This window comes from Rathayibacter sp. AY1E3 (genome assembly GCF_002932235.1).
Lineage (GTDB): Bacteria > Actinomycetota > Actinomycetes > Actinomycetales > Microbacteriaceae > Rathayibacter.
In genome coordinates this window covers 60125-76825 of sequence record NZ_PSVN01000005.1, presented here as the reverse complement: position 1 = coordinate 76825, position 16701 = coordinate 60125, and the positions used below count along the sequence as shown (strand labels likewise).

Below are 16701 nucleotides of genomic sequence, written 5' to 3'. Positions count from 1 at the left end.
GTCTCCCAAAGCACGGGGCGCGAAGAAGAGGCTTGCGCGGCACCCGTCGGACAGTGCCCGCCGGGGCCTACTCGCCGAGGCGGCGGCGGGTCGACATCGCACGGTCCGCCTCGCGGCGGTCCTGGCGCTCTCGGAGGACCTGGCGCTTGTCGTAGTCCTTCTTGCCCTTGGCCACGGCCAGCTCGACCTTGGCCTTGCCGTCGCTGAAGTACAGCGAGAGCGGGATCAGCGTGTACCCGCCCTCCTTCACCTTGTTGTGGATCTTGAGGATCTGCGCCTTGTGCAGCAGCAGCTTGCGCTTGCGGCGCGGCGGGTGGTTCGTCCAGGTGCCCTGGGCCCACTCGTTGATGTGGACGGCGTCGAGCCACGCCTCTCCCCCGTCGACGAACGCGTAGCCGTCGACCAGCGAGGCGCGGCCGGCCCGGAGGGACTTCACCTCGGTGCCGGTGAGCACGAGGCCCGCCTCGTAGGTGTCCTCGATGAGGTAGTCGTGGCGCGCCTTGCGGTTGGTCGCGACGACCTTCTGTCCCTGTTCTCTGGGCACGGCTGCTCCTCGGGTCGCGAGCGGATGAAGGGGGCGGGCATCGTCGGGGCGATGCACCGGTGGGCCGCCCCGAACGGGACAGCCCACCAGTATACGTCCGGTCCGGGATCAGACCCGCAGGTACCGCGCGATCGCGACGTTCGCCGAGACGGCGGCCAGGACGATGCCGACCACGATCAGGATCGGCACGACGATCAGAGCGTCGTCGAGTCCCACGAAGGAGGTCAGCGGGATCCGGTACGCCAGGAACCCCTGCACGAAGACCTGCACGATGGCGACCACCGCGACTCCCGCAAGGATCGAGCCGACCAGCGCGGCGAAGACCCCCTCGAGGATGAACGGGGTCTGGATGAACCGGTTCGAGGCCCCCACGAGCCGCATGATGCCCAGCTCCCGTCTCCGCGAGAACGCCGAGAGGCGGATCGTGGTGGCGATGAGCAGCACGGCCGCGACGAGCATCAGGACGGCGATGCCGATCGCTGTGTAGCTCGCCGCGTTGAGGATCGAGAAGATCTGGTCGAGGTACTGCCGCTGGTCGGTGACGCTCTCGACTCCCGAGACGCTCGACAGGCTCTCCACGATGACGTCCGACTGGGTCGGGTCCTTCAGATTGATCCAGAAGGTCTGGTTGAGCAGGTCGGGAGTGACGTACTCGGCGACCGGGTTGCCCGCGAACTGCTCCTGGAAGTTCGCGTAGGCCTGGTCGTGGTCCTCGAAGTAGGAGCGGTCGATGTACGGCGCGAGCGTGGCGCCCTCGAGCTGGCCCTGCACCGCGTCGATCTGCTCGGCGGTGGCGTCGGAGCCGCTGCAGTTCGAGCCGCCGGAGGTGGCGGTGCACATGTACACCGCGACCTGCGCCTTGTCGTACCAGAAGTTCTTCATCTGGCCGATCTGCATCTGGAGCAGGATCGCCGTGCCGACGAAGGTGAGGGAGATGAAGGTCACCAGGATCACCGAGACGACCATGGAGACGTTGCGCCGGAGGCCGCTGGCGACCTCCGGCCAGATCAGTGCGAATCTCACTTGACGGGTCCTACGTTCTGCTGGTCGTCGCCGGTCTCGTCGCCCTCGCCCGCGTGGGCGCGGAGGCCGAGGCGCGCGGCGAGCGACTCCTCGGGCAGGGCGCCGGTGTCGGCGGGGAGGAAGATCGGACCGGTCTGGCTCTGCAGCTCGACGACGCGCGGGGCGGCGGCGGGCTCGGCGGCCGGCTCCGGCTCGCGCTCCGGCTCGACGGCGGCGGAGCGGCGGCCCTCGGGGACGCGGGGCTGGGCGGCGGTCTGCGAGAGGCGGGCCGGCTCGGGCGGCGGGGCCGGGGCCTCCTGGCGCAGGTCGATCTCGGGGACCTCGGCGGGCGCGAGCTCGCTGTCGATGATCGCCGGGGGCGCGGGCTGCTCGGCGACCGCGTGGTCGTCGGCCGCCACGACCACGACGCCGTCGTGGACGACGGTGATGCTCTCGGTCTGGCCGTAGCCGCCCTGGCTCTCGTCGCGGACGATGCTGCCGGCCGAGAGCTCGATGACGCGGCGCTTCATCTGGTCGACGATGCCGGCCTCGTGGGTCGCCATGATCACGGTCGTGCCGCCCGCGTTGATCCGCTCGAGCAGCGCCATGATGCCGGCGCTCGTGGTCGGGTCGAGGTTGCCCGTGGGCTCGTCGGCCAGCAGGACGGCCGGCTTGTTGACGACGGCACGGGCGATCGCCACGCGCTGCTGCTCGCCGCCGGAGAGCTCGTGGGGCAGGCGCGACGCCTTGCCCGCGAGGCCCACCATCTTGAGCGTGTCCGGGACGGCCTCCTGGATGTAGCCCTTCGACTTGCCGATCACCTGGAGGCTGAACGCGACGTTGTCGAAGACCGACTTGTTCGGCAGCAGCCGGAAGTCCTGGAACACGACGCCCATGTTGCGGCGGAAGTACGGGACCTTGCGGCTCGAGATCTTGCCGAGGTTCTGCCCGAGCACGTGGATCGACCCGGAGGAGGGACGCTCCTCCTTGAGGATCAGGCGGAGGCAGCTCGACTTGCCGGAGCCGGAGGCGCCGACGAGGAAGACGAACTCGCCCCGGAGGATCTCGAGATCGATGGCGTTGAGGGCGGGTCTCGTGCCGCCCCGATACTGCTTGGAGACGTTGTCGAAGCGAATCATGTCGGTACGAGGGTAAGCGACGATCCCGAAGAGTCCGCCGAGGGGGCGCGCGGCGCGTCGGTGGGGACGCGCCCGAGCCGCGCTAGGAGGACTTCCGCCAGCGGATCCCGGCGGCGATGAAGCCGTCCAGATCGCCGTCGAACACGTGCGAGGGGTTGCCGACCTCGTGGTCGGTGCGCAGGTCCTTCACCATCTGGTACGGAGCGAGGACGTAGCTGCGCATCTGGTCGCCCCAGCTCGCGGTGATGGTGCCGGCGAGCTCCTTCTTGGTGGCCGCCTCCTGCTCCTTCTGCAGCAGCAGGAGCCGCGACTGGAGCACGCGCATCGCCGCGGCGCGGTTCTGGATCTGGCTCTTCTCGTTCTGCATCGACACGACGGTGCCGGTGGGCAGGTGGGTGAGGCGCACCGCGGAGTCGGTGGTGTTCACCGACTGGCCGCCGGGGCCGGAGGAGCGGAAGACGTCCACGCGGATGTCGTTGTCCGGGATCTCGATCGCCCCGGCCTCCTCCATCAGCGGGATGACCTCGACCGCGGCGAAGGAGGTCTGGCGCTTGCCCGCGGCGCCGAAGGGGCTCATCCGCACGAGGCGGTGGGTTCCGGCCTCGACCGAGAGCGTGCCGAAGGCGTAGGGGGCGTCGATCTGGAAGGTGGCCGACTTGATGCCCGCCTCCTCCGCGTAGCTGGCGTCCATGACGGTCGCCGCGTACTTGTGCTTCTCGGCCCAGCGGAGGTACATGCGCATGAGCATCTCGGCGAAGTCGGAGGCGTCGACGCCGCCCGCTCCCGCGCGGATGGTGACCACGGCGGGGCGGTCGTCGTACTCGCCGTCGAGCAGGGTCTGCACCTCGAGCTCGCCCATGACCTTCTGGAGGCAGGAGAGCTCGGCGATCGCCTCCTGCTCGGACTCGGCGTCCTCGGCCTCGTTCGCCATCTCGACGAGCACCTCGAGGTCGTCCAGGCGCCGGTCGATCGCGGTGATCCGCGCGAGCTCGGACTGGCGGTGGCTGAGGGCGCTGGTCACCTTCTGCGCGTTGGCCGTGTCGTCCCACAGGTCGGGGGCGCCGGCCTGCTCGCTGAGCTCGGCGATCTTCGAGCGGAGACCGTCCACGTCGATGACGGCGCGGATGTCGGCGAAGGTGGAGCGGAGAGCAGTGATCTGCTCGGTGAAGTCGTTGTCCAGCATGGTGCGTCCAGACTACCGGGGGGCGGGGGCCGCCCTCCGGCCCGGGCGTACCCTGGGGACGGTGACCAGCACCGCTCCGCGCCCCTTCCCCGTCGGGCCGCTGCTGCTGTCGACCTTCCTCCCCACCCTCCTCTTCTCCATCGGCGAGGGGGCGATCATCCCCCTCCTGCCGGCCGCGGCCGGCGACCTCGGCGCGACGCTGGCCCTGGCGGGCCTCGTGGCGGGGATGATCATGATCGGCGAGCTGGCGGGCGACATCCCCAGCGGCTGGATCGTCTCCCGGATCGGCGAGCGCGGCGCGATGCTCGGAGCCTCGGCCGCGTCGATCCTCGGGCTCGTGGTGTGCCTGCTCTCGACGTCGTGGGTCGGGCTGACGATCGGCGTCTTCGTGATCGGCCTCGCGACCGCGGTCTTCGCGCTGGCGCGGCACGCGTTCATGACGTCGTTCGTCCCGATCACGCACCGCGCCCGCGCGCTCAGCGCCCTCGCCGGGGCGTTCCGCGCCGGCTGGCTGATCGGCCCGTTCCTGGCGGCCGGGGTGGTGCACCTCACCGGCTCCGTCGAGTCCGTCTTCTGGGTGCACATCGTCTGCTGCGTGGCGGCGGTCGTGGTCCTGCTGCTCGTGCCCGACCCCGCGACGGTGCTGCGGCGGGCGCAGGCCGCGGCCGACCGCGCCGCTCCGGAGGACGTGGTCGCCGCGGAGGCGTCGGCGACCGTCCCGGAGTCGCCGCAGTCGCTGCTCGGGACGCTGCGCGAGCACCGCGGGGTCCTCGCTCGGATGGGGACCGGCGCCGCCGTGATCGGGGCGCTGCGGGCGAGCCGGACGCTGATCCTCCCCCTCTGGGCGGTGAGCATCGGGCTCGCCGAGACCGACACCGCGATCATCATCGGCATCGCCGGCGCGCTCGACTTCGCCCTCTTCTACGCCGGCGGCCAGCTGATGGACCGCTTCGGCCGGGGCGCCACCGCGATCCCCTCGATGATCGGCCTCGGGCTCGGCCACCTCGCCCTCGCCGCCTCGGTGCTCGCCCTCGATCCGGTGCCCTGGTTCGTCGCCGTGGCCTGCGTGCTCGCGGCCGCGAACGGCATCGGCTCCGGGATCCTGATGACCATCGGCGCCGATCTCGCGCCCCCGGCCGATCCGGCCCCGTTCCTCGGCGCGTTCCGCTTCACCGGTGACGCGGGCAACGCCGCCGCCCCGATCGTCGTGTCGGCGCTCACCGCCCTCGTCTCCCTCCCCTTCGCCGCCGTCGTGATGGGGGTGCTCGGTCTGGGCGGAGCGGGGGCGCTCGCCCGCTGGATCCCGCGGTACCTCCCCCGGGCGGCCTCCCGCGGCTGAGGCGCGGAGCCCTCCTCCTACACTGGAGCCCGCACGCGGGAGTGGTGGAATGGCAGACACGCAGGATTTAGGTTCCTGTGCCGAGAGGCGTGAGGGTTCGAGTCCCTCCTTCCGCACGGGATCGGCCGGTACGCTGAGCGCGCTCGCGTGACCGCCGACCGGCCACCGGCCCCCGTCGACTGGAGATCCGTTGAATCACGCCGCCCTCGTCCCCTGGCTCGATCCGGAGACGATCCTGACCTCGTTCGGCCCCTGGGGTGTGCTCGTGGTCTGCCTCATCGTGTTCGCCGAGACCGGACTGCTGATCGGCTTCCTCTTCCCGGGCGACACGCTGCTGATCATCACGGGCCTGCTGGCGCACGAGAACGCGTCGAACGGCGGCCTCGGCGTCCCGATCTGGGTCATCTGCCTGGCCGTCGGGTTCTCGGCCTTCGTCGGCGGCGAGGTCGGCTACCTGATCGGGCACAAGGCCGGCCCGCGCATCTTCGAGCGCAAGGAGTCCGGCTTCTTCAGCATCGAGAACGTGAAGCGGACCAACGCGTTCTTCGAGCGCTTCGGCGGCCTCGCCGTGATCCTCGCGCGCTTCGTGCCGATCGTCCGCACCTTCGCGCCGATCGCGGCCGGCGTGGCCCACATGAACTACCGCAAGTACAGCCTCTACAACCTCATCGGCGCCCTGATCTGGGGCAGCGGGGTCACCCTGATCGGGTGGCTGCTCGCCTTCATCCCGCCGGTCGCCGACTTCGTCTCGCACTACATCGACGTGATCCTGATCGGCGCGGTCGTGCTCGCGCTGGTGCCGACGCTGTTCCACTTCTTCCAGCAGCAGCGCAAGGCGAAGCTCGCCGCCGACCCCGAGACCGACTCGACCGAGTCGGCCGCCTACGTGCTCGACGCCGACACCCTGGACGACAAGCACCCGAAGTCCTGACCTCCGCCTCCGCGAGACGCCACTCCGGCACGCGGCACGCCGACAGGCGTGCACCGGAGTGACATCCCGCGGTGGGAACCCGCCGGGGTCAGAGCCGGGCGGACAGGGCGGCGAGCTCGGCGCGCAGCGCGGTGAAGGCGCGGGCGCGGTGGCTCCGGGCGTTCTTCTGCTCGGGAGCGAGCTCGGCCGCCGTGAGCGCCCCGGCCTCGGGGACGAACACCGGGTCGTAGCCGTGGCCGTTCGCACCGCGCGGGGCCGTCGCGATCGCGCCGTCCCAGCGGCCCTCGACCACCGTCTCCTGACCGCCGGGGAGCACGGAGTCCGGCACCACGAGGGCGATGGTGCAGCTGAAGTGCGCACCGCGGTGCTCCGCCTTCACGTCGTGCAGCTGCGCCAGGAGGAGCTCGAGGTCGGCCGTCGCGTCGTGCGCGCGTCCCGACCAGCGGGCCGAGAAGATGCCCGGCGCGCCGCCGAGGACGTCGACGCAGATCCCGGAGTCGTCCGCGAGCGCCACGAGGCCGGTGTGCGCCGCCGCCGCGCGCGCCTTGATCAGCGCGTTCTCGGCGAAGCTCACGCCGTCCTCGACGGGCTCGGGTCCGTCGTAGGCGCGGACGCCGACTCCGGGGAGCGCGCCGGCCAGCATGGCGCGGAACTCCTCCACCTTGCCCGCGTTGTGGGTGGCGAGGACGAGGTCCAGGCTCACGCTCCGGGCTCCGCGGCGAGCGCTTCGGCCTGGATGCGGGCGAGGTCGGAGGCACCGGCGACCGCGAGGTCGAGCAGGGCGTCGAGCTCACGGCGGTCGAACGGGGCCCCCTCGGCGGTGCCCTGCACCTCGACGAACAGGCCTCGTCCGGTGACGACGACGTTCATGTCGGTCTCGGCGCGCACGTCCTCGACGTAGGCCAGGTCGAGCATCGGCACGCCGTCGATGATGCCGACGGACACCGCCGAGAGGCTGTCGATCAGCGGCTGCGCCTTCTGCCCCACGTACTTCTTGCCGCGCGCCCACTCGATCGCGTCGGCCATCGCCACGTAGGCGCCGGTGATCGCCGCGGTGCGGGTGCCGCCGTCGGCCTGGAGGACGTCGCAGTCGATCACGAGGGTGTTCTCGCCGAGCGCCTTCGTGTCGACCACCGCGCGGAGGCTCCGGCCGATCAGCCGCGAGATCTCGTGCGTGCGCCCGCCGACCTTCCCCTTGACCGACTCGCGGTCCATGCGGGAGTCGGTGGAGCGGGGCAGCATCGCGTACTCGGCGGTGACCCAGCCCTTGCCCTTGCCCTGCAGCCAGCGCGGCACGCCGTTCGTGAAGGAGGCGGTGCAGAGCACCCTGGTGTTCCCGAACGAGACGAGCGCGGAGCCCTCCGCCTGGGTGCTCCAGCCGCGCTCGATCGTCACGGTGCGCAGCTCGTCGGGCGCCCGCCCGTCCTTGCGCGCGGCCTTCGATGCGGTGCTGTCGGTCACTCGGGTCTCCCTCGATCGTGCGGGAGCGCGGCCCGGTCGAGCTCGCGCAGGTTGATGGTGCCGGTCTCGACGAGGTCGACGCTCGAGACCTCCGGACCGAGGAAGCGGCGGGCGAGGCGGACGAAGTCGCTCGAGCCCGTCTCCTCCCACCGGTAGGTCGGAGGCGCGGCGGAGGTGCGCTGCAGGCCGTGCGCCACGAGGGTCCGGTAGACGTCGAGCGCGGTCTCCTCGGCGCTCGAGACGAGGCGGACGTCCGGCCCCATCACGTACGCGATGGCACCGCGCAGCAGCGGGTAGTGGGTGCAGCCGAGGACGAGCGTGTCGACCCCCGCGGCCTTGAGCGGCGCGAGGTACTCCTCCGCCACCGCGAGCAGCTCGTCGCTCCAGGTGACGCCCGCCTCGACGAACTCGACGAAGCGCGGGCAGGCGGCGGTGAACAGCTGCAGGTCGGGCGCGGCGACGAAGGCGTCGTCGTAGGCGCGGGAGCGGATCGTCCCGACCGTGCCGATCACCCCGACGCGGCGGTTGCGGGTGTCGCGGACAGCGCTGCGGACGGCGGGCTGGATGACCTCGATCACCGGGATGCCGCGGCCGAGCGTGTAGCGCTCGCGGGCGTCGCGCATCATCGCGGCCGAGGCGGTGTTGCAGGCGATGACGAGCAGCTTGGCGCCCTGGTCGACCAGGGTGTCGAGGGTGTCGAGGGCGTAGGCGCGGACGTCGGCGAGCGGCTTGGGCCCGTAGGGCGAGTGCGCGGTGTCGCCGAGGTAGACGATCGACTCGTTCTGCAGCTGGTCGATCACGGAGCGGGCGACGGTGAGCCCGCCGACTCCGGAGTCGAAGATGCCCAGCGGTGCGTCCGTCACAGAGGAACAGCCTACCCGCGCCCTGCGGCCCGGTCCCGGCCGCACGCCGTTCCCGGGCCCGGCGGCGTGCGCAAGCCCCGGCACCCGCGCCTGGGCCGCGCGGGGGCGGCCGTGGAACACTGAGCGGATGGACTCCACGGCCTTCCTCACCGACCGGTACGAGCTCACGATGGTCGAGGGCGCCCTCGGCAGCGGCACCGCCGACCGCCGCTGCATGTTCGAGGTGTTCGCCCGGAGCCTCCCGCCCGGACGCCGCTACGGCGTGCTCGCGGGCACCGGCCGGCTCCTCGAGCTGATCTCGCGCTTCCGCTTCGGCGACGACGAGCTGTCCTGGCTCCGCGAGAACCGCGTCGTCGACTCCCGCACGCTGGACTGGCTCGCCGACTACCGCTTCCGGGGCGACGTCTGGGGCTACCGCGAGGGCGAGGTCTACCTCCCGGGCTCCCCCGTGCTCATCGTCGAGGCGCCCTTCGCCGACGGCGTGCTGCTGGAGACCCTGGTGCTCAGCGTCCTCAACCACGACAGCGCCGTGGCGAGCGCCGCCGCGCGGATGGTCTCGGCCGCCGACGGGCGACCGCTGGCCGAGATGGGCTCGCGCCGCGCCGGCGAGCGGTCCGCCGTCGCCGCGGCTCGCGCCGCCTACATCGCCGGATTCGGCGCCTCCTCGAACCTGGAGGCGGGCCGCAGCTTCGGCGTGCCCACGATGGGCACCTCCGCGCACTCCTTCACTCTCCTCCACGACTCGGAGGAGGAGGCGTTCCGCGCGCAGGTCGCCGCGCTCGGCCCCGGCACGACCCTCCTGGTGGACACCTACGACGTGACGGCCGCCGTCGACCTGGCGGTCCGCGTCGCGGGCACCGGCCTCGGCGCCGTGCGCATCGACTCCGGGGACCTCCCCCAGCAGGTGGCCGCCGTCCGGCAGCAGCTGGACGCGCTCGGCGCGACCGGCACGCGCATCACCGTCACGAACGACCTCGACGAGTACGGGATCGCCGCGCTCGCGGCCTCACCGGTCGACTCCTACGGCGTCGGCACCTCGGTGGCGACGGGCTCGGGCCACCCGACGGCGGGCATGGTCTACAAGCTGGTCGCGCACGAGGACGACGCGGGCGAGTGGGTCGCGGTGGCGAAGAAGTCGGTCTCGAAGGCGTCGATCGGCGGACGGAAGGCCGCCGGCCGTCTGCTCTCCGACGACGGGGTCGCCGAGGCCGAGGTCGTGCACGTGGGTGCCGGCCCCGAGGGCGCCGTCGGCGAGGGCGAGCGGGCGCTGCTCGTCCCCCTGATCGAGGACGGGACGATCCGTCCCGAGCACCTCGGCATCGAGGGAGTGGCGGCCGCCCGCGCGCACCACGCGAACGCGGTCCTCGAGCTGCCGATCGACGCGCTCCGGCTCGGCCGCGGCGAGCCCGTCCTCCCGACCCGCTACGAGTGAGCGGGGCGGGAGCTCATTTCATCTTCGCGTAGATCTCCTTGCAGGCCGGGCACACCGGGAACTTCTCCGGGTCGCGGCCCGGGAGCCACTTCTTGCCGCAGAGCGCGCGGACCGGCTTGCCGGTGATGGCGCTCTCGAGGATCTTGTCCTTCGGCACGTAGTGGGAGAAGCGCTCGTGGTCGCCCGGCTCGATGGACTCCTGGTTGAGGAGCTCCTCGAGCTCGCGGTCGAGCGTGGCGGTTCCTCCGCCTCCCTCGAGGGGGTCGGTGCTGCTGTTCTGGACGCGCGGAATCATGCCGACGATCCTACGCGCGGCGCCCGGGCCCGCGGCCGTGCGCTCCGGATCGGGCGGCGCTAGTAGCGGCTGGTGAACGCGACCAGCTCGGTCGCGCGGCGCTCGAACAGCCGGCCGCCGAGGAGCACGCCGAGGGCGAAGACGACCACGGCGCTGCCGAAGCCGACGAGCACGGCGTCGCCCGCCGCCTCCGGGTCGACGAACAGGGCCCGGACGCCGAGCACCACGGCCGGAGCCGAGAGGAGCAGCCCCAGGCCGAACGCGAGGGACTGCGGACCGGCGCCACTGGCTCCGGGGGCCTGGGGCTGCGTGAACGCGCTGTCGCCCGGGCGCGGAGCCGGATAGGCGAGCCGTGCCGAGACGGCGCTGGCGACGCCGGCGGGGACGAGCAGGAGGCAGGTGTTCACCGCGAGCACGACGGGCAGCGCACCGGGGAGACCCGAGGTCGCGCTGCTGATCAGCGAGCCGAGCACGACGACCGGCACGCCGAGCAGGAGGGTCGGGAAGGCGCGGCCGAGCCGGTCCGACCAGCCGCGGACGCCCGCCGCCACGTGGAGCCAGAACGCCGATCCGTCGTAGGCGACGTCGTTGTGGAGGAACCAGCCGAGGAACAGCGCGATCAGCGGGACCGGGAGCAGCGAGAGCAGCGGGAAGGGGACGCCGACGACCGCGAGCAGCAGCAGGGCCGCGACCGGCAGCACCGGCACGGCGACGAGCGACGCCTGGTAGCGCGGATCCCGGAGCCAGTAGGTGATGCTGCGCGCCGCGATCGCGCCGGTCCGGGTCGAGCCGAGGACGTCGAACCAGCCCAGCCGGAGGCCGCGCGGCGGCCGGTGCGTGCGCTCGGGGCGCCCGGTCAGCAGGCGGACGACGAGCCACCAGAGCGCGCCCGCCGCGACGAGCGTCGCCAGTGCCAGCAGGAGCGGGCCGAGCGCGTCGCCGGTCCGGGCGGCCGGGGCGATCATCCACGCCGCGCCGAACGGAGTGGCCCCCATCGCCGCGCCCCAGCGCTCGAGCACCGGGGTGTCCCCCGTGTCGACCAGCGCGGCGGCGCCGAGGGCTGCGGGACCGCCCAGCATCAGCACCAGGCCGAGGACGGCCAGCAGCTCGCGGGCGGTCCGGGAGGGGACGAGGGCGGCGGAGGCGGCGAGGCCGATCCGCGCGAACAGCGAGGCCGTCGCCACCGCGAGGAGCGGGCCGACCACGGCGAAGGCGCCTGCGCCCGGGACGAGCGGCGCGCTCGCGAGCCCGACCACCAGCAGGGCGAGCGTGGGGACCGAGACGAGGCCGGCCAGGGCGAGCGCCCCGGCGAGGCGGAGCGGCGGAAGGCCGAAGAGGCGGAACGCGCGCGGATCCATCGGGTCGAGCGGGCCGAGCAGGAAGGGCAGCACCAGGAAGCCGACGGAGACGAGGCCGCCGGCGGTCACGAGTGCGCCCGCCGCCGCGTCCGAGGAGCGCAGAGCGCCGATCGCCGCGATCAGCAGGGCCGTCACCGCGACGACCACGAGCACGCCCAGGACGGCGCCGGCCGAGCGCGCGGGCCCGGAGCGGAACGCGCCCAGGAGGACGTCGACCCTCAGCCGGAGAAGTCGTGCAGCCACTGCAGCCCCTCGGCGATCTGCTTGCCGCCCGCGAGCTCGAGGAAGCGCTCCTCCAGCGTCGCGGTGCCGGCGACCTCCGCGACCGTCCCGGAGGCGAGCACGCGCCCGCCGACGATCACGGCCACGTCGTCGCAGACGCGCTCGATGAAGTCGAGCCCGTGGCTGGAGAGGACGACGGTGCCGCCGCCCTCGACGAAGCGGCGCAGCACGGTGATCACGGCGGCCGAGGAGACCGGGTCCACCGACTCGAACGGCTCGTCGAGGACCAGCACGCGCGGGGCGTGGATCATCGCCGCCGCGAGGGCGACCTTCTTCGCCATCCCCGCGGAGTAGTCCGAGATCAGGCGCTCCAGCGCGTCGGAGAGGCCGAGCGCCTCGGCCAGCTCGACCGTGCGCTGCTTCGCCGTGGCGAGGTCGATGCCGCGCAGCGCGGCGGAGTAGGCGAGGAACTGGGCGCCGGTGAGCCGGTCGAACAGCCGGAGGCGGTCGGGCAGGACCCCGATCAGCGGCTTCGCGGCCGACGGGTCCTTCCAGACGTCGACGCCGTGCACGAGGACGCGGCCGGTGTCGGGTCGAAGAAGGCCCGTCATCATCGAGAGCGTGGTGGTCTTGCCCGCGCCGTTCGGGCCGATGATCCCGTAGAAGGTCCCCGCGCGGACGGCCAGGTCGATGCGGTCGACCGCCACCGTCCTCCCGAAGGTCCGGGTCAGCTGGTGCAGCTCGAAGACGACGGGCGAGGCGCCGTCCGGATCCGCGGCACCCTCAGCGGGCTCGGCGTTCGTCACGGACGTCATCCGGCTACGGTACCAACTCGCCCGCGGGCCCCCGGCGCCCGCGCCGACACCCGGCGACACGGCGAGAGGTCAACCACCCTGGCCCCGGGGGGCGTGAACTGTACACTAGGTCTCTACCCGAGGAGTCGACCAGATCGAGACGCAGCGGTTAATTCGAGGAGAACACACGATGATGCACACAGGTTCGACGAGCAGCAGCCCTGCCACCGTCGTCATCCTCGCCGCAGGGATGGGCAGCCGGCTCGGCCGCTCCCTCCCCAAGCCGCTCACGCCGCTCAGCGACGGGCGCACGATCATGCAGCAGCAGTTCGACAACATCCACCACGCCTTCGGCACGAAGGTCCCGGTGAGCATCGTCGTCGGCTACAAGCTCGAGCACATCATCGAGGCCTTCCCCTCGGCGACGTTCGTCTACAACGAGCAGTACGACCAGACCAACACCTCCAAGAGCCTCCTCCGCGCGCTGCAGGCGAGCGGGCAGGGCGGCGTGCTGTGGATGAACGGCGACGTCGTCTTCGACCCGCGCATCCTCGACCGGGCAGCCGCGCTGATCGCGAAGGACGTCTCCTTCGTCACCGTCAACACCTCGAAGGTGTCGGACGAGGAGGTCAAGTACACGACGAGCGCCGAGGGCTTCATCCAGGAGCTCTCCAAGACGGTGCGCGGCGGCCTCGGCGAGGCGGTCGGGATCAACTACGTGTCCGCCTCCGACAAGGCCGCGCTGGTGCGCCAGCTCGCCCGGGTCGACGCCCAGGACTACTTCGAGCGTGGCATAGAGTTGGCGATCGAGCAGGACCGCCTGCTCGTCGAGCCGATGGACATCTCCGACCTCTACGCCGTCGAGGTGGACTTCGCCGAGGACCTCGAGCGCGCGAACCTCTTCGTCTGACGCTCCCGGCTCCTCCCCCGGCTCGAGCGAAGCCGACGGGAGGAGTCGCGCAGTGAGCACGGCCGACACCCTCGCGACCGAGACGGCCCTGCGCCACCGGCGCTCCCGGGCCTGGCGCTACCGCCACTCCCTCTGGCTGCTCACCAGGCGCGACCTCACCGTCCGGTACGCCACGAGCGCGCTCGGCTACGTCTGGTCGGTTCTCGACCCGCTCGTCATGTCGGGCATCTACTTCTTCGTCTTCACCGTCGTCTTCCAGCGGACCGTCGGCGAGGACCCGTACATCGTCTTCCTGCTCGCAGGCCTGCTGCCGTGGATGTGGTTCAACCAGGCGACCTCCGACGCGACCCGCGCGTTCCTCCGCGAGGCGAAGCTGGTGCGGTCGACGTCGATCCCGCGGACCATCTGGGTCGGGCGGATCGTGCTCTCGAAGGGCATCGAGTTCGTGGCGAGCCTGCCGGTGCTGGTGCTCTTCGCCGTGATCGCCGGCGCGCACCTGACCTGGGCGGCGCTGCTGTTCCCCGTGGCGATCCTGCTGCAGGCGGTGCTCACGCTCGGCGTGGGTCTGCTGGTGGCCCCCCTCGTGGTGTTCTTCCGCGATCTGGAGCGGGCCGTGAAGCTCGTCCTCCGGTTCCTCTTCTACGCGTCGCCGATCATCTACTCCACGGCCAACCTGCCTCAGCAGATCCGGCCGCTCGCGGCGCTCAACCCGCTCAGCGGGATCTTCGCCCTCTACCGCTCCGCGTTCTTCGAGAGCGAGCTCGACGTCCCGCTCATCCTCGCCTCCGCGGGCATCTCGGTGCTCGTGCTGGCGCTGGGCCTCGTCGTCTTCCGCCGCTCCGAGCGCGCGGTGCTGAAGGAGCTGTGATGGCCGACGCCCCGGTGGTCATCGAGTGCCGCGGCCTCGGGATCCGCTTCCGCCGCAACCGGCGGGGCCGCCGCTCCTTCAAGGACCTCTTCGCCGGCCGCTCCCGCCGCTCGCGGCCCGGCGAGTTCTGGGCGCTCCGCGGGCTCGACGTGCAGGTGCGGGCGGGCGAGGCCATCGGTGTCGTCGGCCGGAACGGTCAGGGCAAGTCGACGCTGCTCAAGCTCGTCGCCGGCGTGGTGCTGCCGGACGAGGGCGCGGTGGAGGTGCGCGGGGGCGTCGCTCCGCTCATCGAGATCACCGGCGGCTTCGTGGCCGACCTGAGCGTCCGCGAGAACGTCTACCTGACCGCGGGTCTCCACGGGATGTCCAAGCGCGAGGTCGACGCGCGCTTCGACTCGATCATCGAGTTCGCCGAGATCGGCGACTTCCTCGACACCCCCTACAAGCACCTCTCGAGCGGGATGAAGGTGCGCATCGCCTTCTCCGTCGTGTCGCGGCTCGAGGAGCCGATCATCCTGGTGGACGAGGTGCTCGCGGTCGGCGACAGGGCCTTCCGCGAGAAGTGCTACGCGCGGATCGAGGAGCTGCTCGCCTCCGGCCGCACCCTCTTCTTCGTCTCGCACAACGAGCGCGACCTCCGCCGCTTCTGCACGCGCGGCCTCTACCTGGACAAGGGCCGCCTGGTGCTGGACGCGCCGATCGAGGAGGTGCTCGCGCGTTACGCTGAGGACTACGCGCCGACACCGCGGAGCAGCACGGCGCCGGCCGAGGGCCCGCCCGTCCAGGGCACCGTCTCCGACGACTGACCCCTCCCGCACGCGGCGCCCGAGGACGCAGGAGTGCACGACATGGCCCAGAAGGACCGCAAGCGCGAGCGCGCCGTGGAGAGGGCCGGCGAGGTGGAGCAGGCCGACGGCTCCGAGAACGCGCAGCTGGCGAAGCTGCTCGACCGGCTCCTCGCGGTGCAGCGCCCGGCCGTGCTGGCGAACATCCGCCTGCTGCGGCGCCGGCGTCCCGGGGCGACTCCGGAGCAGATCATCACGTCGCTCGAGCGGCAGTACCTCTCGAGCGTGGCCGCGGGAGGCGCGGCGATCGGGGCGACCGCCGTCGTCCCCGGCATCGGCACGGCCGCCTCGGTGGCCCTCTCCGGCGCGGGAGCGGCGGGGTTCCTGGAGGCGAGCGCGCTCTTCGCGCAGTCGGTGACGGAGGTGCACGGGATCCCGCTCGAGGACCCGGACCGCGCGCGGGCCCTCGTGCTCACGCTGATGATGGGCTCCTCCGGCAGCGAGATGGTGCGCCAGGTGGCCGGGCAGGCCGTCGGCGGGGGCAGCGGCCTCAACCAGTACTGGGGCTCCGTGGTCACGAAGGGCCTGCCGTCTTTCCTCGTGGGCGAGCTGGCGGACCGCGCCAAGAAGTCCTTCGCCAAGCACTTCCTCGCCCAGCAGGGCGCGGGCCTGATCGGCCGGGCGATGCCGTTCGGGATCGGAGCGGCACTGGGCGGCGTCGGCAACGCGATGCTCGGCCGCAAGGTGATCCAGAGCGCGCGCGATGCGTTCGGGCCGGCACCGCAGGCGTTCGGCAACACCCTCGTGCTCGAGCCGACCCGTGCCGAGCGGAAGGCGCTGGCCGCCGCGCCGGCCGAGCCGCTGGCGCTGTTCGTCCGCGACTACGGCGGAACGGGCGAGCGGACGGCGCTCCTCCTCCACGGCCTCGGCTCCGACTCCCGGATCTGGTACGCCCTGGTCCCGACGCTGCACGAGCACGGCTACCGCGTGGTGGCCCCCGATCTCGCCGGTCACGGCGGCTCGCCGGCGTCGCCCGTGTACTCGCCGGAGCGCTGGGCGTCGGACGTCCGCGCCTCGGTGCTGCAGACCCCCGATCTCGTCATCGGCCACGGCCTCGGCGCCGTCGTCGCCACCCGGCTCGCCCCGGAGTACGGCGCCGACCGGCTCGTCCTGCTCGACCCCGCGTTCTCGGACGCCCGCGGACTGACGAGCGCGCTCCACCGCGGCGGCTCGGTCGCGCACGTCGAGAAGGGCGACGCCGGCTCCCTCCGCCACCGCCACCCGATCTGGACGGACGAGCAGATCGAGCTCGACGTGTCGGCCCACGCGCTCTGGGAGCAGGACTCCGCCGGCGGGCTGACGGCACGGGGTGCGGCCGAGGCCCCCGAGACGTTCCCCGTGCCGACGCTCGCCGTGATGCCGGAGGACCCGCTGGGCCACGGCTCGCTGGGCGGCGTCCTCGCCGCCCGCGGCGTCGAGGTGCGGACCGTGCCGGGGGGCGGGGCCTCGATCCTCCGTGAGGACCGCGCGGCGCTGATCGCGGCGCTGGAGGACCGGATCTAGCTCAGGACCGTC

At 72.4% G+C, this 16701-nt stretch carries 17 protein-coding genes and 1 tRNA gene; 8 read left to right on the top strand and 10 right to left on the bottom strand.

Annotated elements, in window-relative coordinates; translation table 11 throughout:
- Nucleotides 1–67 precede the first annotated feature (67 nt).
- The 4 genes from smpB to prfB form a co-directional block, all read right to left on the bottom strand.
- Nucleotides 68–544, bottom strand: a complete 477-nt coding sequence (gene smpB / locus C5C53_RS05750; RefSeq protein ID WP_104223558.1) for an SsrA-binding protein SmpB — start codon at nucleotides 542–544, stop codon at nucleotides 68–70.
- Between the two features lie 108 nt (nucleotides 545–652).
- A complete protein-coding gene (gene ftsX, locus C5C53_RS05745; RefSeq protein WP_104267048.1) occupies nucleotides 653–1567 on the bottom strand; it encodes a permease-like cell division protein FtsX in 915 nt (304 codons plus the stop codon).
- A complete protein-coding gene (ftsE, locus tag C5C53_RS05740) occupies nucleotides 1564–2685 on the bottom strand; it encodes a cell division ATP-binding protein FtsE (RefSeq protein WP_104233202.1) in 1122 nt (373 codons plus the stop codon). The genes ftsX and ftsE overlap by 4 nt, the downstream gene beginning before the upstream one ends.
- A gap of 82 nt (nucleotides 2686–2767) precedes the next feature.
- Nucleotides 2768–3868 (bottom strand): peptide chain release factor 2, encoded by a 1101-nt coding sequence (gene prfB, locus C5C53_RS05735; protein ID WP_104267047.1) that lies wholly within the window; start codon nucleotides 3866–3868, stop codon nucleotides 2768–2770.
- A 61-nt stretch (nucleotides 3869–3929) separates the two neighbouring features.
- Here prfB and C5C53_RS05730 point away from each other — a divergent pair, with 61 nt between their 5' ends.
- From C5C53_RS05730 to C5C53_RS05720, 3 genes are all read left to right on the top strand, one after another.
- Nucleotides 3930–5207 carry an MFS transporter gene (locus tag C5C53_RS05730; RefSeq protein WP_244230655.1) on the top strand — a complete coding sequence of 426 codons (1278 nt, stop codon included), beginning with the start codon at nucleotides 3930–3932 and terminating at the stop codon, nucleotides 5205–5207.
- Nucleotides 5208–5242: 35 nt separating this feature from the next.
- Nucleotides 5243–5323: transfer RNA gene (locus C5C53_RS05725), tRNA-Leu, on the top strand.
- Between the two features lie 74 nt (nucleotides 5324–5397).
- Entirely contained in the window at nucleotides 5398–6138 is a 741-nt protein-coding gene (locus tag C5C53_RS05720) for a DedA family protein (RefSeq protein ID WP_104223563.1), read from the top strand.
- An 88-nt stretch (nucleotides 6139–6226) separates the two neighbouring features.
- On the opposite strand, the gene rdgB is transcribed toward C5C53_RS05720, so the two are convergent.
- The 3 genes from rdgB to murI are packed head-to-tail and all read right to left on the bottom strand — an operon-like array spanning nucleotide 6227 to nucleotide 8462.
- The gene (gene rdgB / locus C5C53_RS05715) at nucleotides 6227–6841 is read right to left on the bottom strand and encodes an RdgB/HAM1 family non-canonical purine NTP pyrophosphatase (RefSeq protein ID WP_104267046.1); all 615 of its coding nucleotides are present in this window, start codon (nucleotides 6839–6841) and stop codon (nucleotides 6227–6229) included.
- Nucleotides 6838–7599 (bottom strand): ribonuclease PH, encoded by a 762-nt coding sequence (gene rph / locus C5C53_RS05710; RefSeq protein ID WP_104256032.1) that lies wholly within the window; start codon nucleotides 7597–7599, stop codon nucleotides 6838–6840. The genes rdgB and rph overlap by 4 nt, the downstream gene beginning before the upstream one ends.
- Nucleotides 7596–8462, bottom strand: coding sequence for a glutamate racemase (gene murI, locus C5C53_RS05705; RefSeq protein ID WP_104223566.1), 867 nt, complete (start codon nucleotides 8460–8462; stop codon nucleotides 7596–7598). Before murI ends, rph begins: the two co-directional genes overlap by 4 nt.
- Before the next feature lie 127 nt (nucleotides 8463–8589).
- Between murI and C5C53_RS05700 the strand changes: the two genes are divergently transcribed.
- Complete coding sequence (locus C5C53_RS05700) at nucleotides 8590–9894, top strand: nicotinate phosphoribosyltransferase (protein WP_104267045.1); 1305 nt, start codon at nucleotides 8590–8592, stop codon at nucleotides 9892–9894.
- Between the two features lie 13 nt (nucleotides 9895–9907).
- On the opposite strand, the gene C5C53_RS05695 is transcribed toward C5C53_RS05700, so the two are convergent.
- The 3 genes from C5C53_RS05695 to C5C53_RS05685 are packed head-to-tail and all read right to left on the bottom strand — an operon-like array spanning nucleotide 9908 to nucleotide 12584.
- Nucleotides 9908–10189: a DUF3039 domain-containing protein gene (locus C5C53_RS05695; RefSeq protein WP_104223568.1), complete on the bottom strand. Its 282-nt coding sequence runs from the start codon at nucleotides 10187–10189 to the stop codon at nucleotides 9908–9910.
- A 59-nt stretch (nucleotides 10190–10248) separates the two neighbouring features.
- Entirely contained in the window at nucleotides 10249–11790 is a 1542-nt protein-coding gene (locus C5C53_RS05690; protein ID WP_104267044.1) for an ABC transporter permease, read from the bottom strand.
- Nucleotides 11766–12584, bottom strand: a complete 819-nt coding sequence (locus tag C5C53_RS05685) for an ABC transporter ATP-binding protein (protein WP_104223570.1) — start codon at nucleotides 12582–12584, stop codon at nucleotides 11766–11768. The genes C5C53_RS05690 and C5C53_RS05685 overlap by 25 nt, the downstream gene beginning before the upstream one ends.
- Before the next feature lie 172 nt (nucleotides 12585–12756).
- On the opposite strand from C5C53_RS05685, the gene C5C53_RS05680 reads away from it, so the two are divergent.
- Genes C5C53_RS05680 through C5C53_RS05665 form a run of 4 tightly spaced genes read left to right on the top strand, consistent with a single transcriptional unit; the run spans nucleotide 12757 to nucleotide 16689 of the window.
- Nucleotides 12757–13473, top strand: coding sequence for an NTP transferase domain-containing protein (locus C5C53_RS05680; protein ID WP_104226983.1), 717 nt, complete (start codon nucleotides 12757–12759; stop codon nucleotides 13471–13473).
- Nucleotides 13474–13525: 52 nt separating this feature from the next.
- The gene (locus C5C53_RS05675; protein WP_374954252.1) at nucleotides 13526–14341 is read left to right on the top strand and encodes an ABC transporter permease; all 816 of its coding nucleotides are present in this window, start codon (nucleotides 13526–13528) and stop codon (nucleotides 14339–14341) included.
- Entirely contained in the window at nucleotides 14341–15147 is an 807-nt protein-coding gene (locus C5C53_RS05670; protein ID WP_104223571.1) for an ABC transporter ATP-binding protein, read from the top strand. The genes C5C53_RS05675 and C5C53_RS05670 overlap by 1 nt, the downstream gene beginning before the upstream one ends.
- A gap of 42 nt (nucleotides 15148–15189) precedes the next feature.
- Entirely contained in the window at nucleotides 15190–16689 is a 1500-nt protein-coding gene (locus C5C53_RS05665) for an alpha/beta fold hydrolase (RefSeq protein WP_104226962.1), read from the top strand.
- Nucleotides 16690–16701: the final 12 nt, after the last annotated feature.

What these genes read in the sequence shown, in the direction of transcription:
- C5C53_RS05680 (WP_104226983.1), top strand. Translation starts at nt 12,757, where the DNA reads ATGCACACAGGTTCGACGAGCAGCAGCCCTGCCACCGTCGTCATCCTC.
- ftsE (WP_104233202.1), bottom strand. Translation starts at nt 2,685, where the DNA reads ATGATTCGCTTCGACAACGTCTCCAAGCAGTATCGGGGCGGCACGAGA.
- C5C53_RS05695 (WP_104223568.1), bottom strand. Translation starts at nt 10,189, where the DNA reads ATGATTCCGCGCGTCCAGAACAGCAGCACCGACCCCCTCGAGGGAGGC.
- C5C53_RS05670 (WP_104223571.1), top strand. Translation starts at nt 14,341, where the DNA reads ATGGCCGACGCCCCGGTGGTCATCGAGTGCCGCGGCCTCGGGATCCGC.
- C5C53_RS05685 (WP_104223570.1), bottom strand. Translation starts at nt 12,584, where the DNA reads ATGACGTCCGTGACGAACGCCGAGCCCGCTGAGGGTGCCGCGGATCCG.
- C5C53_RS05665 (WP_104226962.1), top strand. Translation starts at nt 15,190, where the DNA reads ATGGCCCAGAAGGACCGCAAGCGCGAGCGCGCCGTGGAGAGGGCCGGC.
- prfB (WP_104267047.1), bottom strand. Translation starts at nt 3,868, where the DNA reads ATGCTGGACAACGACTTCACCGAGCAGATCACTGCTCTCCGCTCCACC.
- C5C53_RS05700 (WP_104267045.1), top strand. Translation starts at nt 8,590, where the DNA reads ATGGACTCCACGGCCTTCCTCACCGACCGGTACGAGCTCACGATGGTC.